The organism is Amycolatopsis melonis, from assembly GCF_040064235.1.
In the GTDB taxonomy this organism is placed as follows: Bacteria; Actinomycetota; Actinomycetes; order Mycobacteriales; family Pseudonocardiaceae; genus Amycolatopsis; species Amycolatopsis melonis.
This window is the reverse complement of record NZ_JBDZYD010000001.1, coordinates 535,943-560,430: the sequence shown is the minus strand read 5'-3', so window position 1 is coordinate 560,430 and position 24,488 is coordinate 535,943. Positions and strand designations below refer to the sequence as shown.

Annotated in this window: 21 protein-coding genes; 15 read left to right on the top strand and 6 right to left on the bottom strand. The window is 71.4% G+C overall.

Features of this window, described 5'->3' with window-relative positions:
• Positions 1 to 12 precede the first annotated feature (12 nt).
• From ABJI51_RS02605 to ABJI51_RS02575, 7 genes are all read left to right on the top strand, one after another.
• Positions 13 to 1,011 (top strand): GlxA family transcriptional regulator, encoded by a 999-nt coding sequence (locus ABJI51_RS02605; RefSeq protein ID WP_348947277.1) that lies wholly within the window; start codon positions 13 to 15, stop codon positions 1,009 to 1,011.
• 45 nt (positions 1,012 to 1,056) lie between these two features.
• Positions 1,057 to 1,878, top strand: coding sequence for a hypothetical protein (locus ABJI51_RS02600; RefSeq protein ID WP_348947276.1), 822 nt, complete (start codon positions 1,057 to 1,059; stop codon positions 1,876 to 1,878).
• A 65-nt stretch (positions 1,879 to 1,943) separates the two neighbouring features.
• A complete protein-coding gene (locus ABJI51_RS02595; protein ID WP_348947275.1) occupies positions 1,944 to 2,444 on the top strand; it encodes a SigE family RNA polymerase sigma factor in 501 nt (166 codons plus the stop codon).
• A complete protein-coding gene (locus tag ABJI51_RS02590; RefSeq protein ID WP_348947274.1) occupies positions 2,444 to 3,463 on the top strand; it encodes a hypothetical protein in 1,020 nt (339 codons plus the stop codon). The genes ABJI51_RS02595 and ABJI51_RS02590 overlap by 1 nt, the downstream gene beginning before the upstream one ends.
• Before the next feature lie 70 nt (positions 3,464 to 3,533).
• On the top strand, positions 3,534 to 4,415 hold the full coding sequence (locus ABJI51_RS02585; RefSeq protein WP_348947273.1) for a GNAT family N-acetyltransferase: 882 nt from the start codon (positions 3,534 to 3,536) through the stop codon (positions 4,413 to 4,415).
• Positions 4,416 to 4,470: 55 nt separating this feature from the next.
• The gene (locus tag ABJI51_RS02580; RefSeq protein WP_348947272.1) at positions 4,471 to 5,427 is read left to right on the top strand and encodes a hypothetical protein; all 957 of its coding nucleotides are present in this window, start codon (positions 4,471 to 4,473) and stop codon (positions 5,425 to 5,427) included.
• A 51-nt stretch (positions 5,428 to 5,478) separates the two neighbouring features.
• Positions 5,479 to 6,042, top strand: coding sequence for a YrhB domain-containing protein (locus tag ABJI51_RS02575; protein WP_348947271.1), 564 nt, complete (start codon positions 5,479 to 5,481; stop codon positions 6,040 to 6,042).
• Here the strand turns inward: ABJI51_RS02575 and ABJI51_RS02570 are convergent.
• Positions 5,993 to 6,583, bottom strand: a complete 591-nt coding sequence (locus ABJI51_RS02570) for a dihydrofolate reductase family protein (protein WP_348947270.1) — start codon at positions 6,581 to 6,583, stop codon at positions 5,993 to 5,995. The two genes, ABJI51_RS02575 and ABJI51_RS02570, sit on opposite strands and share 50 nt — an antisense overlap.
• Before the next feature lie 180 nt (positions 6,584 to 6,763).
• On the opposite strand from ABJI51_RS02570, the gene fabG reads away from it, so the two are divergent.
• The 7 genes from fabG to ABJI51_RS02535 all read left to right on the top strand — a co-directional run bounded on the left by fabG (position 6,764) and on the right by ABJI51_RS02535 (position 13,962).
• Positions 6,764 to 7,525: a 3-oxoacyl-ACP reductase FabG gene (gene fabG, locus ABJI51_RS02565; RefSeq protein WP_348947269.1), complete on the top strand. Its 762-nt coding sequence runs from the start codon at positions 6,764 to 6,766 to the stop codon at positions 7,523 to 7,525.
• 5 nt (positions 7,526 to 7,530) lie between these two features.
• A complete protein-coding gene (locus tag ABJI51_RS02560) occupies positions 7,531 to 7,983 on the top strand; it encodes a MaoC family dehydratase (RefSeq protein ID WP_348947268.1) in 453 nt (150 codons plus the stop codon).
• A 106-nt stretch (positions 7,984 to 8,089) separates the two neighbouring features.
• Positions 8,090 to 9,115 (top strand): phosphotransferase family protein, encoded by a 1,026-nt coding sequence (locus ABJI51_RS02555; RefSeq protein ID WP_348947267.1) that lies wholly within the window; start codon positions 8,090 to 8,092, stop codon positions 9,113 to 9,115.
• Positions 9,115 to 10,338 carry an acyl-CoA dehydrogenase family protein gene (locus ABJI51_RS02550; RefSeq protein ID WP_348947266.1) on the top strand — a complete coding sequence of 408 codons (1,224 nt, stop codon included), beginning with the start codon at positions 9,115 to 9,117 and terminating at the stop codon, positions 10,336 to 10,338. Before ABJI51_RS02555 ends, ABJI51_RS02550 begins: the two co-directional genes overlap by 1 nt.
• Positions 10,335 to 11,519, top strand: a complete 1,185-nt coding sequence (locus ABJI51_RS02545; RefSeq protein ID WP_348947265.1) for an acyl-CoA dehydrogenase family protein — start codon at positions 10,335 to 10,337, stop codon at positions 11,517 to 11,519. The genes ABJI51_RS02550 and ABJI51_RS02545 overlap by 4 nt, the downstream gene beginning before the upstream one ends.
• Positions 11,516 to 12,610 (top strand): acyl-CoA dehydrogenase family protein, encoded by a 1,095-nt coding sequence (locus ABJI51_RS02540; protein WP_348947264.1) that lies wholly within the window; start codon positions 11,516 to 11,518, stop codon positions 12,608 to 12,610. The genes ABJI51_RS02545 and ABJI51_RS02540 overlap by 4 nt, the downstream gene beginning before the upstream one ends.
• Positions 12,611 to 13,083: 473 nt before the next feature.
• Positions 13,084 to 13,962: an alpha/beta fold hydrolase gene (locus ABJI51_RS02535; protein ID WP_348947263.1), complete on the top strand. Its 879-nt coding sequence runs from the start codon at positions 13,084 to 13,086 to the stop codon at positions 13,960 to 13,962.
• On the opposite strand, the gene ABJI51_RS02530 is transcribed toward ABJI51_RS02535, so the two are convergent.
• Genes ABJI51_RS02530 through ABJI51_RS02515 form a run of 4 tightly spaced genes read right to left on the bottom strand, consistent with a single transcriptional unit; the run spans position 13,963 to position 19,716 of the window.
• A complete protein-coding gene (locus tag ABJI51_RS02530) occupies positions 13,963 to 16,431 on the bottom strand; it encodes a hypothetical protein (RefSeq protein WP_348947262.1) in 2,469 nt (822 codons plus the stop codon).
• Positions 16,428 to 17,051 carry a TetR/AcrR family transcriptional regulator gene (locus ABJI51_RS02525; RefSeq protein WP_348947261.1) on the bottom strand — a complete coding sequence of 208 codons (624 nt, stop codon included), beginning with the start codon at positions 17,049 to 17,051 and terminating at the stop codon, positions 16,428 to 16,430. The genes ABJI51_RS02530 and ABJI51_RS02525 overlap by 4 nt, the downstream gene beginning before the upstream one ends.
• A 44-nt stretch (positions 17,052 to 17,095) precedes the next feature.
• The gene (locus ABJI51_RS02520; RefSeq protein WP_348947260.1) at positions 17,096 to 18,064 is read right to left on the bottom strand and encodes a phosphotriesterase family protein; all 969 of its coding nucleotides are present in this window, start codon (positions 18,062 to 18,064) and stop codon (positions 17,096 to 17,098) included.
• Positions 18,061 to 19,716 carry an AMP-binding protein gene (locus ABJI51_RS02515; RefSeq protein ID WP_348947259.1) on the bottom strand — a complete coding sequence of 552 codons (1,656 nt, stop codon included), beginning with the start codon at positions 19,714 to 19,716 and terminating at the stop codon, positions 18,061 to 18,063. Before ABJI51_RS02515 ends, ABJI51_RS02520 begins: the two co-directional genes overlap by 4 nt.
• A gap of 334 nt (positions 19,717 to 20,050) precedes the next feature.
• On the opposite strand from ABJI51_RS02515, the gene ABJI51_RS02510 reads away from it, so the two are divergent.
• Entirely contained in the window at positions 20,051 to 20,854 is an 804-nt protein-coding gene (locus tag ABJI51_RS02510) for a hypothetical protein (protein ID WP_348947258.1), read from the top strand.
• A 415-nt stretch (positions 20,855 to 21,269) separates the two neighbouring features.
• Here the strand turns inward: ABJI51_RS02510 and ABJI51_RS02505 are convergent, their stop codons facing one another.
• On the bottom strand, positions 21,270 to 24,338 hold the full coding sequence (locus tag ABJI51_RS02505) for a glycoside hydrolase family 2 TIM barrel-domain containing protein (RefSeq protein WP_348947257.1): 3,069 nt from the start codon (positions 24,336 to 24,338) through the stop codon (positions 21,270 to 21,272).
• Between the last annotated feature and the right edge of the window lie 150 nt (positions 24,339 to 24,488).

The following is a 24,488-nucleotide window of genomic DNA, read 5'->3' as shown; positions in this document are numbered from 1 at the left end:
AATCTCGCCGCCATGGCGCCCCCGCTGCGTGTCGGCGTGCTCGCGTATCCCGGGTGCTTCGCGTCCGAAGTGTTCGGCGTCCCCGACCTCCTCACGATGGCGTCGCACCTCGCCTCGGCCGACGCCCCGCCGTACGACGTGTCGATCCTGTCGCCGCGCCGGCGAGTGGTCGCTTCCGGTGGCGCGGCGATCAGCGTCGCGCCGGTGCAGCGGGTCGACGTCCTCGTCGTGCCCGGGTTCGAGCTGCACCCCGGGCTCGACCTGGACGCGACGCTCGCGGCGCTCCGGCCGGAGATCGCCACGATCAGGGAGAGCGCGCACTCGGGCGTAGCACTGGTGTCGATCTGCGTCGGCGCGTTCCTGCTGGCCGAGGCGGGCCTGCTCGACGGGCGGGAGTCGACGACCGCGTGGCTGTTCGCCGGACGGCTGGCGGACCGGTGCCCCGGCACCGACGTCAGGCCGGAGAAACTCGTGGTCACCGACCGCGGAGTGACCACGACCGCGGCGTTCAGCGCAATGTACGACTTCGCCCTCGGCCTCGTCCGCGAGCACAACGGCGGCCGCGTCGCGCGCGCCACCGCACGGATCGCGCTGGTCGACGACGCGCGGTCGAGCCAGGCACCGTACGTCGACGTGGACCTGTTGCCTGCCACCGGCAGCCGGTTTTCCCAGGGCGTCAAACGCCGGCTGGACCAGAACCTGAGCGAGCGCTACGACCTCGGGCGCCTCGCCGCGACGTTCCACGTCAGTACCCGGACCCTCCTCCGCCGGTTCCGCGCCGAAACGGGCCAGACCCCGCTCGGCTACCTGCAGGCGGAACGGGTGCGCCGGGCGAAGCACCTGCTGGAGACGACCGAGCGGACGGTCGCGGCCATCGCCGCCGAGGTTGGCTATCACGACCCCGGAACGTTCAGCGCGATCTTCACCCGCATCGTCGGACGTCGGCCGCGCGACTACCGCGCGGCGTTCAGGACTCCGGTGCCTGCGCGGCGGGAAAGCGCACCGGGCTGAAGGAATTCCGTTGCGGTTGTGGGCCTGCCGGGTCAGGATCACGGCGTGGACCTCGACTGGCAGTACTTCCGCCGGTTGTACGAAGGCTTGCTCGAGCACGACGACGGCCCCGGCGAGCGCCGGGCGTACCTGAACGGCGAGCGGACAGCGGCAGCCGGCCACTTGGCCGAGTTGGCGCCCCTTCGCCACCGGGAGCGGTTGCCGTCCGCCGGATCCACCGGGAACGACGAGCACTCGTGGCGGCTCATGAAGCTGTATGGCCTCAGCCGGGTCAGCGACTACCTGATCGAGCGGTTCGTCGTCGACGGCGGGTGCGCGCTGCACACGGAGTTCTTCTCGGCCATCGGGCTGGTCCCGTTCGAACACGCCGGCACGTTTTCCCCGTTCCACCACGAAATCGTTGCGGTGGTACAGGACCCGTCCGCGACCGCCGTGACCGTGGAGGAAGTGCTCTGGCCGGGCTTGTGGTTCGGCGACCTGCTGTTCAGCCGCGCCGGCGTGCGGGTACGGGCGCCCCGGCACCTCGTGGACGCCACCGTGGCCACGACCTCGACGCTGTACTTCACCTTCCGCCGCCGGGGGCGCCCGACCAACGACCTGTCACACGGGTGGGGTTCGAATTCGCAGTGGCGGACAGCCTTCCCGCGGTTCTACTCCGACCGGGACGGCCTGCACCTCAACTGGGACGGCGAAACGGACATCGGCGGCGATCCCCCGGCGCTTCGGCCCGGCTGGTCCCTCCAGGAGACGGAACCGCTGGACCAGCGCCGCGAACTGCTGCTGCATCGATGCCTGGTCCGCGGTCCGTTGCCGGCCGACGAAGGTGACCGCTTTCCCTATGGCGATCGGCTCACTCTCCGGCCCTGACCGGGTTCGCAAGAAAGTTCCGCGCCGAAGTACACGGATCGTGCGCCGCGGCAGTCTTCAGGGTGATGGCTGACTACGAGGACTTCGTCCGGGCGCACCTGCCGCGGTTGCTGCGCTACGCGACGATGCTGACCGGGGAGCGGGAACAGGCCGCCGACCTGGTGCAGGACGTGCTGGTCAAGGTGTATCGGCGGTGGTCGCGGGTCAGCGACGCCGAACATCCCGACCGGTACGTCCTGCGGATGGTGACCAACGACTACCTGTCCTGGCGCAGCAGCCGCTCGGCGCGGCTGGTCGCCGTCGGCGATCCGCCGGAGGCGGCGCGGCCGGACGACTTCGCGTCGGAGCACGCGGCACGCGAAGACATGTGGCAGCGCCTCGCGCGGCTGCCCCGGCGCCAGCGCGCGGTCGTCGTGCTCCGGTACTACGAGCAGCTCGCCGACGCCGACATCGCCGACCTGCTCGGCTGCGCCCAGGCCACCGTGCGGGCCCACGCCCGCAAAGCACTGACGACCCTGCGAAACGGCCTGCGCCTCGACCGGATGGCCCAGGCGAAGGAGAGCTGATGGACATCGAGAACCTGATCAAGGACACGTTCGCCGCCCACGAGCGCGACGCCCCCGACAGCGACCAGGTGCTGGCGGCCACACGGCAGCGGCTCGACGGCAGGCGCGCCGTGGTGAGCCGTCCGCTCGCGGCCGGTGCCGGGGTCGTGCTGCTCGCACTGGCCGCGGTCGCCGTCGTGGCGCTGAACCGGCCCGCGCCCGAAAACCAGGTCGCCACGGGTGCCGGTCCGGTCGCCGTCGAGGCACCGGCCAAGCCGGCCGTCGCGGAGCTGACCATGCCCTTCTCGCTCGGCTGGCTGCCGCCGGGCAAGGCCGACCACCTCGCGCGCCGCATCAACATCGGGGGCAGCGCGGCGAACCCCGGCACCCCGGTCTACGGCGGCGAGTACCTGATGACCGTCACGTCCGGGCGTCAGGTCCTGCTGGTGGACGTGCAGGAAATGCGGATGGTGCCGGTCGACGAAGCCGCCTTCAAATCCGGCCCGGGCCGTCCCGTCACCCTCGCCGGACGCGCCGGCGTGGAGAGCGCGCACTCCGGTGGCCCGGGCGGTTACGAGGTGTACCTGACCCATCCGGAGGGTGGCTCGCTGTATGTCAACGTGGCCGCGCAGCCGGGCAGCACGGCGACGGAACAGCAGCTGATCGACTTCGGCCGTCGCGTCGCGGAGAACGTCACCTTCCCGGGCACGACCAAGATCACGCCGGCGTTCGGCCTCGGCAAGCTGCCCGACGGCCTGCGGATGTGCACGTTCGACGTCGAGAAGGACGGCGCACGCACGAGCTACTCGATCGGCACGTGCGCGACGATGCCGCCGATCCAGGCACGCCTCGGCGACCCCGGCCAGGTCCACGGCACCGCGGGGCGACCGGTCCAGGGACACGAAACCCGCTACCAGGAGGAGAACGGTTACCGCACGCTCTGGATCCTCAAGGCCGTCCACGACGCGCCGGTCGCCGTCGCGGGGTCCGTTGCGCAGACGGAGTTGTACGCCATCGCCGACCACCTCGTCCTGAAATAATTCGATTGCCTGGGCCCATGATCGAGGCGATCATGGGCCCAGGGACAGCTGGGGGCGAGGAGCACGCACAGTGGCCGACGGGGTCGTCGTTCGCCTGATCCGCGAACAGGACCTGGCGCGTGCCGAACGTGCGTCGGCGAAGCTGTTCTTCGAGGCCGAGGAATCCGGCCGGGAACTCGGGGAAGCCGAGGTCACCTTCCGCACGCCGGAGGCGGCGCAGCAGTGGATCGACCGGATGCGGTTCCTCGTCCGCACCGACCCGGGCGGCTGCTGGGTGGCCGAAGACGGCGCCGGGATCGCCGGATTCGCCTTCTCGCAGAACCGCGGCCGGTTCGGGTACCTGGCGTCCTACGGCGTGCGCACCGGGTTGCAGGGCAACGGAATCGGCAAGCGGCTGCTGGACGCCACGCTCGCACACGCCGGTGACCGGCCGGGCATGTTCTCCTCCACGGTCCACCCGGCGGCGACCCGGCGCTACCGGACGGCGGGATTCCTGCTGTACCCGCAGATGCGCATGGTCGGCACGGTCGACCGGGCCACGCTGCCCGCGATCACCGGGCTGCGGGAGGGCCGGGCCGACGACGCCGAGTGGATGGACCAGCTCGACGTACGGCTGCGCGGCGCGGGACACGGACCCGACCACGAGTACCTGAGGAACACCACGCGCCTGGTCGTGACCCGCGACCGGCAAACCCCGGGTTACGTCTACATCGACGACCAGGGCCGGGCCACCCTGCTGGCGGCGGCCGATCCGCGCACGGCGCAGACCCTGCTGTGGGAGGCCCTGGCCTCGTCGCGGGCCGCCACCCGGGTCAACTGCATCACCACGGGCAACCACTGGGCCATCGACGTCGGCCTGGCGGCCCGGCTCGACCTCGCCCAGCTGGGCTACCTCGCCGTCCGCGGCATGCCCGAACCAGCGCCGTACCTGGCCAGCGGACATTTCCTGTGAGCGCCGACGGAGTGTGCCATGTCCTATGACCTGCAGGTCTACGCTCCGGAGCCTGGTGGGCGAGATCGCGGGCCTGGCGATCGACGACAGCGGTCAATCACTGACCGTCGTCCGCGGTGTTCGCCGGCGCTACTCGTTCACTGTCGACGGGCCTGACCGGGTGGGGGCCGAAGATGTGCCGGTCGAGGTGACCGGCATCGTGCTCGGGGTTCGCTATCTGTACTCGGTACTGGTGGAGGGCAGCACCGTCAAGTCGCGGACCATCGTGAGACCGTCACGGAACACGGATGTCGCCAAGGTCGATCTCGAGTGGTGCTGCCTGCGTGAGCACGTCCCGGCCGACGCACCGGCGTTGATCATCTCGGCTGCCGAACGTCACCTGCCGGAAGCGCTGCCACGCCGCTTCGGGGAATACGAACCGTTCCAAGGCAAGTACTCCGAAGCGGGCATGGAGGGCTTCGGCCAGGCGTGGCGCGAGGCGACGTCCTGGCTGTTCTTTTCCGGCTCCGGGCTGTGTCTCGGCGGGGCCCTCAGCGGCGGGCCCGGCGAGCAGTACCCGGACCGCTACTGGTCGATGTCCCTTACGCTGCTTGCCGATCCGCTCAGGGAGGCGCCGTGGCGGGATGCGGTCCGTGACCTGTTCACCACGCTCGCCGACACCCTCGGCGCGTTCTATGCCTCCGCCGAGTGCATCCGCGACAGCACCGAGATCGCGCTGTGCACCTTGCGGTTCCCGGAAGGCTGGCTGGGTCTGCGGCCCGCCCCGACGTGGTGGTCATGGTTCGGTTCGCCGTACGCCTCGGTCGCCGACCTGCTCCCCGCCACCGGACGGAGGCCGACCGTGAACGGGGTGTTGTTCGAGGCCACCACCGAGCCCCGTCCACGAGACCAGACGGAACCACTGAGCCGCTGGCTGCCCGCGAACCTGTTCGCCCGCATCGGCCCCAAACCCGGCCACGTGCAGCCCCTGCCCCTCATCCGGGCTGCCGTGGTGCCGGACGAACTCAGCTGAACCCGGGCCGGTTCCCACTCGAAATCCGGGCGATCCGGACCAGGAGGCGTCATGGTGTCGAAGGCGCGGGCCATCCGGATCGTGGAGCGGCATCTGGCGGAGTGGCCGGCGCGGGGCGGCCCGGCGATGGTGATCACCGACGTCGCTCCGCACCGGCTCGGTTGGGTGATCCACGCTCAAAGCGAGCGTTATGCGCGCACCCGGGAAATGACCGACATGGTGGTGGGCCACGGTCCCTTCCTGGTCGACGGGGTGGACGGCAGTTTGCACATGGTGCACGCGACGGTCGATCTCGAGTCCGCCGAGTGGATCGAGGACTATCTGGAGCAGGTTCGCGGGATCGAACGCGCTGACCCCCTGCGGTCCCGGATCGCTGAGCTGGTCGATGCCGGTCGGCGCCTCGACGCGCTCCGGTTCGTGCGAGCGTCCGCGGCCGATCTCGGAGTGCAGGGCGCCAAGGAGTACGTCGAAGCTGTCGCGGCCGGCGTGCCGGTTCCGGAGCACGTTCGATCCCGGCCGCCCGTCAGGCGCAGAGTGTGGTGGCGTTTGTCAGGGCCGAATCCGCTCATCGGCGGACCACTTCCCCATGAACCACGCGGTAACGCAGGTGCGTGACACCGCGGCCGTCGAGCCGCCGGACGAGTTCCAGCTCCACCCTTCCGCCGAAGGTCGGCTCGAACAGGCGGCGGCCGCCACCCAGCAGGACCGGGATCAGGTGCAGTTCCACTTCGTCGAGCTGGCCCGCCGCCAGCAACGCCTGTGCCGCTCCCGCGCCGTGGACCAGCACCGGCCGGTCGCCCGCCGCCGCCCGGGCCTCCTCGGCGCAGGCCTTGACGTCGGTGTAGAACTTCGCGCTGCCCGGGGGCTTGTCGGCCGGGTCGATCGCGTGGGTGAGCACGTGGATCGGCACCCCATCGCGGTGGTCGCCGTTCCAGCGCTTCGCCAGCTCGAACGTGCGGCGGCCGGAGATCACCGCGCCCGTCGCCGAGGCCTCGGCGTACACCTGCCCGTTGATGCCCTCGGACATCCGGTCGTCGAGCCAGTCGAACAGCCGTCCGCCGTCGCGGCCGAGTTCCTGGCCCGGGCGGTCGTCCGGGCCGGCGATGTATCCGTCGACCGACATGGACATGTACAGGCGCAGTGGGGTTCTTGCCATCGGCATTCCCTTCCCGGGTCAGTCTTCACCGGTACGTCGAACGTGCGGTGCCGGATTCGACACACGGGTTCACTCCGGGGTCCGGGCAGCCGGAGTGAGCCTCCCACGTATCGTCAAAAAACCAACCGCTTAGTAGGCTGCGCGGCAACGAGCCCGTTTCTCAACGACGAGGAGGTCCCCGTGACCGAGTCCCCTTCCCGTGTCGCCGTGGTCACCGGTGCCGGCCGTGGCATCGGTGCCGCCGTGGCCGCGCGGCTGGCCGAGGACGGCTTTGCCGTCGGCCTGCTGGACCTGGACGAGGCCGGTGTCAAGCAGGGCGCCGAGGCGATCGTCGCGAAGGGCGGCAAGGCCGTCGGCGTTGCGCTGGACGTCGTCGACGCCGAGCAGGTGGAGGCCGCCGTCAGCCGGGTTGCCGAGGAGCTCGGCCCGCCGGTCGTGCTGGTCAACAACGCCGGCATCACCCGCGACAACCTGCTGTTCAAGATGACCGAGCAGGACTGGGACGCCGTGCTCGGCGTGCACCTCAAGGGCTCGTTCCTGATGACCCGCGCGGTGCAGAAGTACATGACCGAGCAGAAGTACGGCCGGATCGTCAACCTGTCGAGCACGTCCGCGCTGGGCAACCGTGGTCAGGTCAACTACTCCGCCGCGAAGGCGGGCATGCAGGGCTTCACCAAGACCCTCGCCATCGAGCTGGGCAAGTTCAACGTCACCGCCAACGCGATCGCGCCCGGCTTCATCGCCACCGACATGACCGCGGCGACCGCCGAACGGCTCGGCATGAGCTTCGAGGACTTCAAGGCCGCGGCCGCGTCGCAGATCCCCGTGCAGCGCGTCGGCACGCCCGAGGACATCGCCCACCTGACGTCGTACCTGGTCAGCGAGGGTGCCGGGTTCGTCTCCGGCCAGGTCATCTACGTCGCCGGCGGACCGAAGGACTGAGGCCGATGCGCGAGTTCGAGAACCTCGACGCCTTCGCCGCGGCGGCAGGCGAGCACCTCGGCTACAGCGAGTGGCTGACCGTCACCCAGGAGCGGGTGAACCAGTTCGCCGACGCCACCGACGACCACCAGTGGATCCACGTGGACGAGCCGCGGGCGACCGCGGGCCCGTTCGGCGGCACCATCGCCCACGGCTTCCTGACGCTGTCGCTGCTTTCGGCGTTCGGGCCGAAGATCTACCGGGTCAACGGCATCCGGATGGGCATCAACTACGGCCTCAACAAGGTCCGCTTCCCGCAGCCGGTGAAGGTCGGCTCGAAGGTGCGTGCCGGGGCCGAGCTGATCGAGATCACCGACATCCCCGGCGGCAAGCAGGCGGTGTCGAAGTGGACGGTGGAGATCGACGGCGAGGCGAAGCCCGCCTGCGTCGCCGAATGGGTGACGCGGTTCCTCGCCTGAGTTCGCCGGAAGCGGCACTTTCACGGGAAAGTGCCGCTTGCACCGGCCCGCTGTACGACATACCGACTGGTCGGTATCATCCGACGGGACGCGCGAAGGAGACCGCATGACCCGCACCGACCCACCCGGACTCGACCTCGGCCGCCTGCGCGCCCACCTGGACGCGCACCGGCCCGGCCTGGCCGCCGGACCGCTGTCCGCCGACGTCGTGGAGGGCGGCCGGTCCAACCTCACCTACGTGGTGGGCGACGGCCGGTCGCGCTGGGTGGTGCGCCGCCCGCCGCTGGGGCACGTGCTGCCCACCGCGCACGACATGTCCCGCGAGTTCCGGGTGATCTCGGCACTGCGCGACACCGCCGTGCCGGTGCCCGAAGCGCTGCTGCTGTGCGAGGACGCCGACGTCGTCGGGGCGCCGTTCTACGTCATGAGCTTCGTCGAGGGCACGCCCTACCGCACGGCGGACCAGCTCGCGCGGCTCGGCGAACAGCGCACGCGGGCGATGGCCGAGGCACTGGTCGACACGCTCGTCGACCTGCACGCGGTCGACCCGGCCGCGGTCGGCCTCGGCGACTTCGGCCGCCCCGAAGGCTTCCTGGAGCGGCAGCTGCGGCGGTGGAAGAAGCAGCTCGACGCCTCCCGCAGCCGCGACCTGCCGGGCATCGAGCAGCTGCACGACCGGCTCGCCGCGGCCGTGCCGGTGTCCGGCACGCCGTCGATCGTCCACGGCGACTACCGCCTCGACAACGTCCTCGTCGACAGCCGGGACAAGATCTCCGCGGTGCTCGACTGGGAGATGTCGACGCTGGGCGACCCGCTGACCGACCTCGCGCTGCTGGTCGCCTACGCCGAGCGCGACAAGGTCTCGCTGCCGTTCGTGTCGAACGCCAGCTCGGCGCCGGGTTATCCGGCCACCGACGAGGTCGTCGCGCGCTACGCCGAACGCTCCGGGCGGGACGTCTCGGCGCTGGACTGGTACGTCAGCTTCGCGTTCTTCAAGCTGGCCGTGATCCTCGAAGGCATCCACTACCGCTACACCCGGGGCCAGACCGTCGGGGCGGGCTTCGAAGGCGTCGGCGCCGGGGTCGCGCCGCTCATCGCGCACGGCAACGAGATTCTCAAAGAGGAGAAGTGATGGACTTCGCGTTCGACGAGAAGACCGAGGAGCTGCGCGGGAAGCTCCTCGAGTTCATGGACTCGCACATCTACCCCGCCGAGCCGGTGTTCGAGCGGCAGCTCGCCGAACGCGACGACCCGTGGGCCATCCCGCCGGTCGTCGAGGAGCTGAAGGCCGAGGCCCGCAAGCGCGGGCTGTGGAACTTCTTCCTCCCCGGCGAGCACGGCGCGGGCCTGACCAACCTGCAGTACGCGCCGCTGGCGGAGATCACCGGCCGCAGCATCCGGCTCGCCCCCACCGCGCTCAACTGCGCCGCGCCGGACACCGGGAACATGGAAGTGCTCTCGATGTTCGGCACCGAGCAGCAGCAGAAGCAGTGGCTGGAACCGTTGCTGAACGGTGAAATCCGGTCGGCCTTCGCGATGACCGAGCCGGACGTCGCCTCCTCCGACGCCCGCAACATCGAGACGGCCATCCGGCGTGACGGCGACGAGTACGTCGTCAACGGCCGCAAGTGGTACATCTCCGGCGCGATGAACCCCGCGTGCAAGATCTTCATCGTGATGGGCAAGACCGACCCCGACGCCGCGCCGCACAAGCAGCAGAGCATGATCCTGGTCCCCCGCGACACCCCGGGCGTCACGGTCAAGCGCGGCATGCACGTCTTCGGCTACGACGACAGCGACCACGGCGGCCACGCCGAAGTGCTGTTCGAGGACGTCCGCGTGCCGGCGGAGAACCTCATCGGCGGCGAGGGCGACGGGTTCGCCATCGCCCAGGCCCGGCTCGGCCCCGGCCGCATCCACCACTGCATGCGCGCCATCGGCATGGCCGAGCGCGCGCTGGAACTCATGTGCCGCCGCGCGATCTCGCGCGAGGCGTTCGGCAAGCCGATCGCGCAGCAGGGCGTGGTGCAGGACTGGATCGCCGAGTCGCGGGTGAAGATCGAGCAGCAGCGGCTGCTGGTGCTCAAGACCGCGTGGCTGATGGACACCGTCGGCAACCAGGGCGCGCACACCGAGATCCAGGCGATCAAGATTTCGACGCCGAGCACGGTCGAGTGGATTCTCGACAAGGCCGTGCAGGTGCACGGCGCGGGCGGGGTCAGCCAGGACTTCCCGCTGGCCGCGATGTGGGCGGGGAACCGGACGCTGCGGCTGGCCGACGGGCCCGACGAAGTCCACAAGCGCTCACTCGCCCGGCGTGAGCTGAAGAAGTACCTCTCGGAGGGCGCCAAGTGACTGTCACGGCCGAAGATCTCACGCGCCAGGTCGGCGAGTTCCTGGCCGCGCACGACCCCGCGTCGACCGACCGCCTGGAGTTCCTGCGCGCCCGGTTCGACGCCGGGCTCGCCTGGATCCACTTCCCCGCCGGGCTCGGCGGGCAGAACGCGCCGCGCGCCCTGCAGTCCGTTGTGGACACGGCGTTCGCCGAGGCGGGCGCGCCGGACAACGACCCGCGCCGGATCGGCATCGGCCTCGGCATGGCCGCGCCGACCATCCTCGCCTTCGGCACGCCGGAGCAGCGCGAGCGCTACCTGCGTCCACTGTGGACCGGCGAGGAGGTGTGGTGCCAGCTGTTCTCCGAGCCGGGCGCCGGGTCCGACCTCGCCGCGCTGGGCACCCGCGCCGTCCGCGACGGCGACGACTGGATCGTCACCGGCCAGAAGGTGTGGACGTCGGGGGCGCACGAGGCCCAGTGGGCCATCCTGGTCACCCGCACCGACCCGGACGTGCCGAAACACCAGGGCATGACGTACTTCCTGTGCGACATGACCGCACCCGGCGTCGAGGTGCGGCCGCTGCGCCAGATCACCGGCGAGGCCGAGTTCAACGAGGTGTTCCTGACCGAGGTGCGGATCCCGGACACCCAGCGCCTCGGCGCGGTCGGCGAGGGCTGGAAGGTCGCGCAGACGACGCTGATGAACGAGCGCGTCGCGATCGGCGGGCACGTCCTGCCGCGTGAAGGCGGGCTGATCGGGATCGTCGCGAAGACCTGGCGGGACCGGCCGGAGCTGCGCACGCCGGAGCTGCGCGACCGGCTGGTGAAGCACTGGGTCGAGGCCGAGACGCTGCGGCTGGCCGGCACGCGGCTGCGCCAGCAGCTCGCGGCCGGGGCGCCCGGGCCGGAGGGCTCGGCCATGAAGGTCGCGTTCTCCGAGCTGAACCAGGCACTCACCGGCCTGGAGGTCGAGCTGCTCGGCGAGGAGGGACTGGCCTACGACGACTGGACGTTTCGCCGTCCGGCCATTGTGGACTTCACCGGCCGCGAGGCCGGCTACCGCTACCTGCGCGCGAAGGGCAACTCCATCGAGGGCGGCACCTCGGAGATCCTGCGCAACATCATCGCCGAGCGCGTGCTGGGCCTGCCCTCGGAGCCGCGCGTCGACAAGGACGTCGCCTGGAAGGACCTCCCCCGATGACCGACCTGCTGTATTCCGACGTCGAAGAGGACCTGCGGGCTTCGGTCCGGGACCTGCTCGCCGCAAAGGCCGACGCTTCGGCGCTGCTGGCGCGCATCGAGACCGCGGAGGGCTACGACCTGAAGCTGTGGCGCACGCTGGCCGACGAGGTCGGGGTGGCCGGGCTGGCGGTGCCCGAGGAGCTGGGCGGGCACGGCGCGTCGGCCCGCGAAGTGGCCGTGGTGGCCGAAGAGCTGGGCCGCAGCGTGGCGCCGGTGCCGTTCCTGGGCAGCGTGGTGCTGGCGACGACGGCGCTGGTCCACGCGTCGGCCGGGGAGTTCGTCCGCAGGCTGGCGACGGGTTCGGCGATCGGCGCGCTGGCGGTGCCGCTGTCGACGGCCCCCGGAGCGGGCTTCCCGTCGTCGGTGACGGTGTCGGACGGCGGCACGCTCTCCGGCCGCGTCTCGACGGTGGCCGACGCGTCGGTGGCGGACCTGCTGGTCGTCCCGGCGGCGGGCCCCGAGGGACCAGGGCTGTACGTGGTCGAGGCGTCGGCGGCGACGGTGTCGGAACTGGTGTCGTTCGACCTGACCCGGCGGGTGGCGGACGTGTCGCTGGCGGACGCCCCGGCGGTGCTGGTGGCGTCGGGCGCACAGGCGGCCGCGGCGCTCGAAGAGGCGCTGCTGACCGGCGCGGGCATCCTGGCGTCGGAGCAGACGGGGGTCGCCGAGTGGGCGCTCACCGAGACGGTCCGCTACCTCAAGGGGCGGTACCAGTTCGGCCGTCCGGTCGGCGGGTTCCAGTCGCTCAAGCACCGGCTGGCGAACCTGTACACGGACCTGGTGATCGCCCGCGCGGCGGCCCGCAACGCGGCGGACGCGCTCGCGACGGGCACGGACGTGCCGATCGCGGTCGCGGTCGCCCAGGCCCGCAACGCCCCGATCGCGGTCAAGGCCACCGAGGAGGCAATCCAGCTGCACGGCGGCATCGGCATGACGTGGGAGCACCCGGCGCACCTGTACCTCAAGCGCGCCAAGGCGGACGAGATCGCCCTGGGCACCCCGGGCCGCCACCGCGCCCGGCTGGCCGACCTGGTGAACCTCCCCTCCTGAGCCGGACACGCGCCGGCTGGCCTGAGCCCCGCACCCGCCAGCTAGCCTGAGCCCCGCACCGCCGGCTGGGTGGTCTGCCGCGGCTTGTCGTGAGTGGTAATTAGGGTTCTAACCCGAATTACCACTCACGACCGCGGACCGGCGGCGAGACCGCAACCCGCACCCGCTCTTGGGCAGGCACGGGCGGGGCGGTCGCCGGGCATCGCGGGACGCCACCGCCCGCGGGCTTGGGTGATCTGGCGCGGCGGCGAGGACCGTCACCGGTGGCGGACCGCGGACGCTGCCCGGGGCACCGACAAACCCGGGGCGTCCGGCTCGCGGGGCGGTCTTCGTGAAGAAAGCTCAGTTTTCTCCGCATTTTCGCTCACTTGAGCGAAAATTCTGTGAGCCAGGCCACTCCCGATGCAAAAAGTGCGGTAACTCTGCCCTTCTCCCCATGGTTATCACCCCTGCCGCGATCTAGCCTGTGCGCCATGGAATTCGCCGTCGCGCCGACGGACACCGGTGCACTGGAGGAATTGACCATCGCCGTCGGCGAGCATCGCCACAGCGCGCTCGCCGCCGGGCCCGGGTCCGGCGAGCTGGTCCTGTTCCTGCACGGCTGGCCGGAGTTCGCCGACGCCTGGACCGAGCAGCTGCACGCTCTCGGCGAGGCCGGCTACCGTGCCGTGGCCGTCGACCAGCGCGGCTACGCGGCGGGCGCGCGGCCCGAGGGCGTCGGGCACTACACCCTGGATCACCTGGTCGGCGACGCGCTGGCCTTCGCCGGAAGCCAGGGCGCGGACCGGTTCCACCTCGTCGCCCGCGACTGGGGCGGCATGGTGGCCTGGGCGCTCGCGTCGGCCCACCCGGACCGGCTGCGCTCCCTCAGCGTGCTGTCCACCCCGCACCCGGCGGCCCTGCAGCGCGCGGCCGCGACCGACGACGGCCAGTTCCACGACCTCGGTTACATCCGCTTCTTCCGCCGTGCTCCCGGCAAAGCCGAGAAATATCTCCTACGCGACGAAGCCACGCAATTACGGGCTGTTTACAACGGCCGCGTTCCGCGCGAGATCGCCGACCGGGCCGTGCTGCGCCTTTCGGAACCGGGGGCGCTGACGGCGACGTTGAATTGGTACCGCGGCGCCACGAACGACGGATTCGAGATCCCGGCGGGCCGCATCACCGTGCCGACGCTCTACCTCTGGGGCCGCGAGGACCCGTACCTCGGCCAGGGCGCGGCCGAGCTGACCGTCCACTACATCGACGCCCCGTACCGCTTCCAGATCATCGAGGACGCCAGCCAGTGGATGGCGATGGAGGCCCCGGACGAGGTCATCGCCCACCTGCTCGACCACCTCCGGCAGCACTGATCAGCCGGTCTTGCGGACCAGCCCGGTGTAGCCGACCAGCGCGAGCGTGGCCAGCGCCCAGACCGCGGCCTGCACCAGCCAGATCGCCACGGTGAACAGCTGCCCTGCCCTGGTTCCGGTGTTGAGGTCGCACCGGCCGCGCACGCCCGGCGACAGCGGGAGCCCGCGGTCCAGTCCCACGCCGACCAGCTCCACCGTCGTGCACGGCGTCCCGGTCGCGGCCGTGAAGTCCGTGACGCGCTCGGCCGCCCGGTGGCCGCCTTCGCCCACATGCCCGGCCCACAGTCCCAGCCCGCCGGCCGCGACCAGCGCCAGGAGCAACGCCGCCGCCGTGCGCCGGGCGCGGTAGCCGTAGGCCGCGAACACGCCCCACAGCCCGTGGAAGCGGCGGGCGAGCCAGCCGCCGATTGCGTCCGGGGCCCGCCGCTGACGGTCGCGCTGCTGGGCGATGAGGATCCGCCGGACGTTGCCGTCGTGCCCGGCACTGCGCTCCGCCGCGGCCAGCTGCTGGTACGGCCCCGGCCGGTACTCCGGGGTGTGGAAGCGGACCAGGTCCAGCCACTCCTGCCAGGTGACGTCGCCGAGCGCACCGAACCGGAACCCGTCGAGATCCAGCTGCTCATCGGGGCCCACGATCTCGGCGGGCAGAAACACCGGCCCGTCCACCGCGGCGTCTTGGAGGCTCACGAGCCACTGCCCGGAATGGGTCAGCTCAGCGCCGCTGAAGTCCAGCTGGCCGCCGACGCGGGCGCCGAGCAGGCGGATCGTGGGGTCCTCGCCCGCACTGGCCGCCTGCAGGCCGTTCAGTCTCAGGCTGTCCCGGACCACGCACCGGTCGGCGAACAGCGCCGGTCCGCGGTCGTTGGTGACGACCGCGTCGTCGAAGGTGGCCGTGCCGTCGATCCGGGCCGCCCCGAGGCGCAGCGCGCCGATTTCCGACGAGCAGGTCGCCTTGAGGCCGCCGAGCGTCAGGTAGGTGCCGACCCGCAGGTCGTCGGCGACGAAGCCGGGGCCGGACGCGTTGGTCACTTCCGCCCGGCCGAGCCGCAGCTGGCCGGCGACCTCGGCGTTGAGCATGCGCAGCGCCCCTGCGTCCCCGGCGCCGGTCACGTGCGCGTCCGTCAGGGCCATGCTGCGGCCGACGCGCAGACGGTCAGCCTGGATCGCCTCGCCACCGTCGTTGGTGACCCGGGCGCCTTCGAGGTACAGCTCACCCTCGATCCGGGCGCTGAGCAGCCTGACCGCGCCGGACGCGGTGGCGCGGCGGAGTTGGAGGTTGCCACCCACCCGGAGCCGGTCGCCGCCGAACGCCGCTCCGGTGTCATTGGCCAGCTCGGCGTCGCCGAGGTAGCAGCTCTCGCCGACGTGTGCCCCGATCAGGCTGAGCGCGCCGCCCTTGCCCGACCCCCGCACCTTGAGGCCGGCGGCGGTGATGCTGTCTTCGACGCGCATGCCGTCGGCGATCAGGCCGCGGCCGCCGCTGTTGACGACCACGGCACCAGCCCAGCTGACCTGACCGCCGATCCGCGCCCCGGTGAGGCTGATCGCGGCGTCGGCGCCGACGGCCGTCGCGGTGAGGCCCTTCATGTGGAGGTCCACGCACTGGAGACCGTCGGCGTCCAGCGCACGTCCGCTTTCGGTGGTGAGGACGGCTTCCGCGAGCAGGACTTGACCGCCGACGCGAGCGCCGGGCAGGCGGACGGCCCCGGTCGCCTTCACCGCCACGAGGCTCAGGTTCTCGCCGGCGACGAGGCGGTCGGCGAACAACGCGGGCCCGGACTCGTTCGTCAGCTCGGCGTTGTCGAAACCGGCCTCGTGGGACACGTGCGCGCCGGTCGCGCGGACCGCCCCGAGCGGTCCGGTCCCCCGTGCCCGCAGGTCGACCGCGTCGAACACCCCGGCTTCGAGGTGGTCCAGGTCGATCGCCGGGCCGTCGGCGCTGGTGATCTCCGCGCCGGTGAGCAGGACGCGCCCGGTGACCCGGGCGTCCAGCAGGCACACCGCACCGGTGATGCGCGTCCGGGACAGCCGCAGGTCGTCCGTCACGAGGCCTTCGGCGTCCAGCGCCGTTCCGGAGCCGCCGGTCAGCTCGGCGCCCAGGAAGTCGGCGAACGCGGTGATCCGCGCCCCGGCCAGGTCGACCGTGCCCAGCTCGCTCCCGGACAGGTCCAGCCACGGCAGGGTGGCGTGCCGCGCGACGAACGGGCCGGTGACCGTGCAGTCCACCAGGCCGAGGCCGGTGACCGCCTCGGCGGCGGACAGGTCCAGCTCGCCGGTGACGCGGACGCCCTCGACCCGCACGCCCCGCGGATCGAGCGGCCCGCGGCGGCCCAGCAGCAGCTCGCGCAGCACTTCCGCGCGGATTTCGCCGTCGGACACCAGCGAGCGGCCCTGACGGGCGGCTTCGACGAGCTGCTGCTCGGGCTCGGTCAGGTCGCCGAGGACCGGCAGCGGGGGAAACGCGGTCACGCAGGCGGCCGCAGGGCGTCCAGCAGCAGGTCCGCGTAGTGGTCGCCGATCTGGCGGGCCGTCAGCGAACCGCTGCGGCGGTACCAGGAACCCAGGTGGTGCACCGAGCCGAAGAAGAAGTCGACGACCACGTCGGCGGGCTTGTCCGTGCGGAACTCCCCCGACGCCTGGCCTTCCTCGATCAGGCCGCGGAACCGCTCGTGGTACTTGCGGCGCTCGGCACGCACGGCCTTCTGCTTGTCCGGTGAGAGCTGGTGCATGGACTGCAGGAAGATCGTGTTGTCGTCGAGGTTGTCGATGCTGGAGACCACGACGTCGGACGCGGCCGCGGCGAGCCGTTCCCGCAGCGGCGCGGCCGACGAGGCGACGCTCTCCAGCTGCCGGGTCTGCTCGCGCAGCACCCGCGCGTAGATCTCGTAGAGCAGGTCGTCCTTCGAGCCGAAGTAGTGGTACATCGCGCCCTTGGTGACGCCCGCGGCCTCGACGATCTCCTGCACGGAGGTGCGGTCGAAGCCCTTCTTGGCGAACAGCTTCGTGGCGTGCTCCAGCAGCCGCCGGGGCACGGCGGCCTGCTCGTCGCCGGTGGCCTCGCCCGGCTTGCGGGTGCTTGCTCGGGTCACGCAAGTACCCCTTTCTCCGCGTCAGGACACCCAACAATAACGGCTCACGCACGCCAGGACAGGAACCGCCGGGGGTTGTCGACCAGCATCGTCGTGATGTCCGCTTCGGACACCCCGCGCTCGCGCAGCGCGGGCAGGACGTCCCGGGTGATGTGCAGGTAGTGCCAGTTCGGCGCGATCGCGGGCAGCTGCGCCGACGGCAGCCAGTCGATGTAGCAGGACGCGTCGTGCGAGAGCACCATGCTGTCCGCGTAGCCGCGTTCGCACAGCGCCGCGACGGTGTTCACGCGCTCTTCGAACGGCAGCAGCAGGTCCAGGCCGAACCGGTCCATGCCGAGCAGCGAGCCGCGGTCGGCCAGCTCGGTCAGGTACCCGAGGTCGGCCGAGTCCCCCGAATGCCCGATCAGCACGCGCCTGAGGTCGACGCCCTCGGCGGCGAAGATGTCCTGCTGTTCCAGGCCGCGCCGCGTGCCCGCGTGCGTGTGCGTCATGATCGGCGCGCCGGTCTCGGCGTGCGCCTTGGCCACCGCGCGCAGCACGCGTTCGACGCCGGGCGTCACCCCCGGCTCGTCGGTGGCGCACTTGAGCAGCCCCGCCTTGACGCCGGTGCCCGCGATGCCCTCGCGCAGGTCGCCGACGAACATCGCGACGAGCGGGTCTTCGCCCTGCAGCAGCGTGCCCGGCCCGCGGAAGTGCAGGTAGTGCGGCACGTCGTTGTAGGTGTAGAGGCCGGTCGCGACGACGATGTTGACCTCGACCTCGGCGGCGACCCGCTGCACGCGCGGGATGTACCGGCCGAGCCCGATCACCGTCGGGTCGACGATCGTGTCGATCCCGGCCTCCTTCAGTTCCTTCAGGCGGCGGACGGCTTCGGGAACGTGCTCGTCTTCGCGGAAGCCTTCGTGCTCGGGATAGTTGGCGGCGAATTCGGGGCTGAGCACGAAGAGGTGCTCGTGCATCAGCACCCGGCCCAGTGCTTCCGGCGCGATCGCGCCGCGGACGGTCTCGATCATCGGCCCCTCGCCCGCAGCTCGCGGCGGAGGATCTTGCCGCTGGTGGTCTTCGGCAGCTCGTCGAGGACTTCGATCGTGCGCGGGTACTTGTAGGCGGCGAGCCGTTCCTTGCACCAGGCGACGAGTTCCTGCGGGTCGGCGGCCGCGCCCGGCGCCGGGCTGACGTAGGCCTTGACGGTCTCGCCGCGGTACTCGTCGGCGACCCCGACGACGGCGGCTTCGCGGACCGCCGGGTGCGTGTACAGGACGTCTTCGACCTCGCGCGGCCAGACCTTGAAGCCGGACGCGTTGATCATGTCCTTCTTGCGGTCGACGACGTAGACCCAGCCGCGTTCGTCCATGAACCCGATGTCGCCGGTGAGCAGCCGCCCGCCGGGCAGGGTCTCGGCGGTGGCGTCCGGGCGGTTCCAGTACCCGGACACGACCATCGGCCCCTCGACGGCGATCTCGCCCGGCTGGCCCGGCGGCAGCTCTTCGCCGTTCTCGCCGAGGATCCGGACGATCGTGTCCGGGACCGGCAGCCCGATCGAGATCGTCCCGGACTCCGGGTCGATCGGCGCTTCGAGCGTGCCGGGCACCACGACGCAGCCGGCGGTGGTTTCGGTGAGGCCGTACCCGTTGTGGATGTAGTGCCCGGTCCGCTCGCGGAACGTCTCGACGACGGCGGGCGGCAGCGCGGCGCCGCCGGAGTACAGCAGCGAGAAGGACGCGAAGTGCTCCCGGCTGAACGACGGGTGGGCCATCAGCGCCATGTACGCCGTGGACGGCCCGACCGTGTACGACGGCTTGTGCTCGAGGAAGGCGTCGAGGACGACGCCGGGTTCGAAGCGGTAGGCCAGCGCGAGGGTGCCCGCGATGTCGATCGCGGAGCCGAGTTCGCAGACCATGCCGGTGATGTGGAACAGCGGCGCCAGCCCGAAGAGCGTCGAGCCCGCGGGCAGGCCGCTGAAGGACCCGAGGCCCGCGGCGTTGGTGCCGACGTTGCCGTGGGTGTTGGTGGCACCCTTCGGCGTGCCGCTGGTGCCGGAGGTGTAGCTGATCAGCGCGACGTCGCCGAGCGCGAACGCGGGCTCCGGCGGCTTCGGCCCCGGCGTGGCCGCGGCTTCGAGCAGCTCGGTGGCGCCCGGGGTGTCCTCCCTGGTGACGCCGGCGAAGACGCGTTCGTCGTTGCGGGTCTGGAATTCGAGTTCGCTGGTGGTGAGCGCGATGCCGACCCCGGTGGCGGCGGCGGTCCTGCCGATGTGAGCGTTCCAGCCGCGTTGCGAGCAGACGATCGCCTTGACGCCGGCGTCGGTGAGCACGTGGGTCAGCTCGCGTTCGCGGTACATCGGGTTGACCGGCACCACGATCCCGCCTGCCTTCCACGCACCGAGCAGGGCGATGACGAACTGCGGGATGTTCTGCAGCACCAGGGCGAGCCGGTCGCCCCGCGCGAAGCCGTGCCGGGCCAGGTGGCGGGCGACGCCGTCGGAAAGCTCGTCGACCTCGCGGTAGCTCAGCCGCGCGTCGAAGTAGGCGATCGCGGCCCGGTCGGGGACCTGCGTCACGGCCCGGCGGAACGTCTCCGGCAGCGTCGTCGGCTGCGCCGGTCCCGCTTCCCGGACGCGGTCGTCGTAGCTCGCGAGCCAGGGCTTCGCGTCGTACCAGCTCATCCAGTGACCTCCTTTGGACACCGACCGGTCGGTATGCCGACGCTAGGAGGCCACGGCGGGTCACGTCAAGAGCCAGGGTGGCGCCGGAATTGCGTACGACAATTCCGGCGCGCCGAAACAATGGAGCCGGACGTCGCCCTTCACTGCCCTACACGTACCCCGGTTCGGAATGGTTCACATTTTCTTTTTCGGCCGGGACACACTGGACAAACCCCAGGCAGAGAGGCCACCATGGCGTCGTCGGCCCGGCTCGGGCCGCGCCATCCGAAAACTCCGCCGTATCCCCCGAAGGGGGCGGAGTACCCATATGTTCACGCTAACCATGGAGTCATTCATGCCTGCTACCAGTGGACGACATCGCCTTTCCCGGCGGACGAAGATCGCGACGGCCGCGCTCGGCCTCGCGATCGCCGGCGGCGCACTGGTGATCGCCACGACCGTCGGTCAGCCGGGCAGCGCCAACGCCGCCACGGCCGGGCAGATCAGCTGCCCCGACGTCGCCGGGCAGCTCCCCGCGATCCCCGCCAAGGCACAGGCCGAGGTGCAGCGCAACCTCGACCTGCTGAACACCCAGATCGCCGAAGCCAACAACCGCCTGGCCACCAGCGTCGGCCAGGGCGGACCCAACTTCGTGCAGAACGCGATCCTGGGCCCGTTGCAGGACAAGCGGAAGTCGACGATCGACCGGATCGCGATCGCCATCGGCCGCCAGGGCGAGAAACCCCAGGGGCTGGACCGCCTGGCGGCGTGCGCGGTGGGCGGCCAGTCCGGCGCGGCCCAGGCCCCGGCTCCTGCTCAGAAGCCCGCTCAGGGCAGTGGCAACTCGGGGAACTCGGGGAACTCGGCGGCGTCCGGGCAGATCTCGTGCCCGGACGTGGCCAGCCGGCTCCCGGCGATCCCGGCCCAGGCACAGGCGGAGGTCCAGCGGAACCTGCAGCTGCTGAACACCCAGATCGCCGAAGCCAACAACCGCCTGGCGACCAGCGCGGGCCAGGGCGGACCCAACTTCGTGCAGAACGCGATCCTGGGCCCCCTGGAGGACAAGCGCGTGGCGACGATCAACCGGATCGCCACGGCCATCGGCCGCAACGCCGAGAAACCGCAGGGCCTCGACGCGCTCGCTCCCTGCACCCGGTGACCCCAGGGCCCGGCGAGGGGTGGGTGCGCCTCGCCGGGCCCCGGTCAGCGGGCCTCCTCCCCGCGCCACCGGAGGTCGTGAATGAGTCATTCAGGACCTCCGACGCCCTGAATGACTCATTCAGGACAGCACCGCCGGGCCGGACGGCTCCAGCACTCCCGAAGGCGGGGCCGCGGCGGGGCGTGCTGAAAGGCGCTTTCGGCTCACCTGGCGCAGTGAACGGGCCTTTCGTCGCACCGGATGCGAGGAAAGCGCCTTTCAGCACACCGCCCCGGACCACGCGACTTCCGGCTCCGAGCACACCCCTCCCGCTCCCGGGAACTCAGGTGCCGGGCAGCGGCGAGCCTGCACCCCACGTCATGAACGACTCTTTCATGTCGCCAGACGAGGTGAACGACTCGTTCATGACGTCCGGTCAGCGGGCCACCAGGGCACTGATCCGCAGGAAGCCGCGCGCGGTCATCGTCACCCGTACCTCCTCGGCCGGAACCGGGTCGAACGCGAACGTCGTCGGGTCGTTCGTGCCGGCTCCCCACGTGATCCTCAGGTTCCGCACCGGCTCCCAGCCCCGCGCCGTGCGGTAGGTGACCTCGGCCGTCGTCGGGAGGGCCGTCGTTGCGTTCACCACGAAGGTTGCCTCCAGCGCCGCGATCCGCTGGGGTCGAGGCCAGCGCAGCGACACCCAGTCCTGCTCGCGCGGGCGGCTCACCGCCGCGAGCGTCGCCGTCGCCTGCTTCACGTAGTGGTTCGACCAGCCCGTCGCCGGGTTGCCGTCCAGCATCGCCGCTGGCAGCGTGTCCGGCGCTCCCGAATAGCTCGCGTCCGCCGCCACCACTGCCTGCGGCGGGGCCGTCGGGACGGCCCGTGCGCCCGGGCCGTTGCGGCGGCCGAGGGGTGAGCCCAGGACCGTGATCGTGCCCGGTGCCAGGCCCGGTGCCGTGGCCGTCACCGTGATCGGGCTGCGACCGCCGGTCGCCGCGATCACCGCCACCGCCTGGCCCTTGAACGCCGGGATCGTCGGCTGCTGGTAGCCCTGTGCCAGCTCCTGCCTGCCGTTGTCCACCCCGGCCACCCGGCCCGGGCCGCGGACGGTGAACCGCAGCACCGGTTCCGCGTCGGGCACGACGACGCCGTGGGCGTCGACCACCGACGCCGTCACGAACGACATCGCCCCGGCGTCGGCGCGGTCCGGTGCGGTCAGCGTGATCGCGTGCGGGGGCCCGGCCGTGACGAGCCGGTCGCGGGCCACCTCGCGGCCGCCCGACCGGCCGATCGCGGTCAGCGTGCCCGGCTCGAACGGCACCGTCCAGCTCAGGTGGAGCTTGCCGCTGCTGCCGTTGGGACTGGTGTAGCTGCCGGACGGGTCGTTCTTGTCGTCGCCGGACGGCTCGGTCGTCTCCAGGTACGGCCGTCCGTCCACAGTGGTCTTCCGGTCGAACTTCTTCACGCCGAGGGAACGGCCGTTGAGCACCAGCTCGACACTGTCCACATTGGCGTATACCCACACCGAGACGGGCGTGCCGGGCCGATGGGTGGTCCAGTCCATCGGGGTCAGGTGCACCATCGGCGTGGTGGTCCACTGGCTGCGGAACAGGTGGAACGCGTCCTTGGGCAGGCCCGCGCTGTCGACCGCGCCGAAGAAGGACGTCTTGACCGGGAACACGTCGTACGGCGTCGGCTCGCCGAGGTAGTCCTGCCCGGCCCAGAGGAACTGGCCCTGGCAGAACCTCCGGTCGCGGTCCTTCTTCAGCGAGTACTCGCCGCTGAAGGTCCACGAGGCCAGGTTGTTGTCGTACGACGAAGTCGCGCGCTTGCCCGGCGTGTGGTTCTCCCCCGTGTTGAGCAGGTCCGGGTCCTGGTACACCCCGCGCGTCGAGGTCGCCGACGACGACTCCGACTCGAAGAAGAACTTGTCCGGATACCGCGCGTGCAGCCCGTCGAGGGACTGGGCGGTGTTGTAGTTGACGCCGAGGCCGTCGAGCTGCCGCAGGATGAGGTCCTGCGGCGAACCCGGCGCGGGCACGCTGCGGTAGCGGTCGGACCCCATGACCACCGGCCGTGTCGGGTCGATCGCGCGGACCGCCGCGATCAGGCTCGCCGCGATCGCCGGGCCGCCCGCCATCGACGCGTCCGGGACCTCGTTGCCGATCGACCACAGCACGACCGACGGCGAGTTCTTGGCCGCGTGCACCATTTCCGCGATGTCGCGCCCGCTCCACTCGTCGAAGTCGCGGTGGTAGTCGTAGTCGAGCTTGCCGGTCCGCCAGCAGTCGAACGCCTCGACCATCATGAGGATCCCCAGCCGGTCGCAGAGCGCCACCAGCTGCGGGTCGGGCGGGTTGTGCGCGGTCCGCAGCGCGTTGACACCCATCGCGAGCATCAGCCGCAGCTGGTGTTCCAGCGCGGCCGCGTCGACCACCGCGCCCAGCGCGCCCTGCGTCGAGTGCAGGTTGACCCCGCGCAGCTTCATCGGCACGCCGTTGAGCGAAAACCCGTTGTCCGGGTGGAACGCGGTGTACCGGAACCCGAACTCCGTGGTGGTCGTGTCGAGCACGCGCCCGGCCACGGCGACGTCCGTGCGCAGCCGGTACAGCCGCGGGGTGTCCACCGACCACAGCCGGGGCCGTCCGACGACCGGCGTGGTGACCGCCGTCGCCGTGCGCCCGGCGGGCACGGCCACGGTGGCCGCGCCGGAAGCCACGACGCGGCCGTCCGGATCGGTGACCGTGGTGCGCACCTCGGCCGTCACCGGCGCGGCGGAGTCGTTCACGACGTCCGTGGCCACCCGGACCGTGCCACGGCCGCCGGCGATGTCCGGCGTGGTGACGAACGTGCCGTGCCGGGCGACGTGCACCGGGTCCGTGACGCCCAGGCGGACGCGGCGGTAGATGCCGCTGCCGGAGTACCAGCGGCTGCTGGGCAGCGGGTTCACCGCGCGCACGGCGAGGACGTTCGGCCGCCCGTCCGTGCGCAGCCTGCCGGTGAGGTCGAACGCGAACCCGGTGTAGGCGTACGGATGGCGGCCGAGCAGCTCGCCGTTGAGGTACACGTGCGCGTCCGAGTAGACGCCGTCGAATTCCACCGAAAGGCGCTTGCCTGCCAGCGACGGCGGCACCGTGAACGTCCGGCGGTACCAGCCGAGTCCACCGCGGAAGAAGCCGGAACCGCTGCTGGTGCCGCCCTTTTCCGTCGGCGGCAGCTCGATGCTCCAGTCGTGCGGGACGTCGACGACCTGCCAGTCCGAGTCGTCGAACGCGGGATTCGCGGCGTCGGCGAACCGGCCGCCGGGATCGGTGACGCCGTCGGGATTGGCCAGGACGAACCGCCAGCCGGTGCCGAAATCGGTGCCGCGGCCGGTGAACTCCGGCAGGTTCGGCGTGCCTGCCGACGCGGCGACCGGCGTGAACGCCGAGGCGACCACGGCCGCGCCGGCCCCGCCCAGCACCGCCCGCCTGCTGACACCACTGGGCTCTTCGTGCGACATCGGCAGTCCTTCCGGCAGCGGACGGGAGCGGGAAGCACTATCGCACAAGGATTTCCGGACCGACACCGGGTTCGATCATTTCGACCGGCAGGCGGGGGGCCCGCCCCCGCGTTGCCGGCGCCCCCCGGGGGCGACCCCCCCACCCCCCCA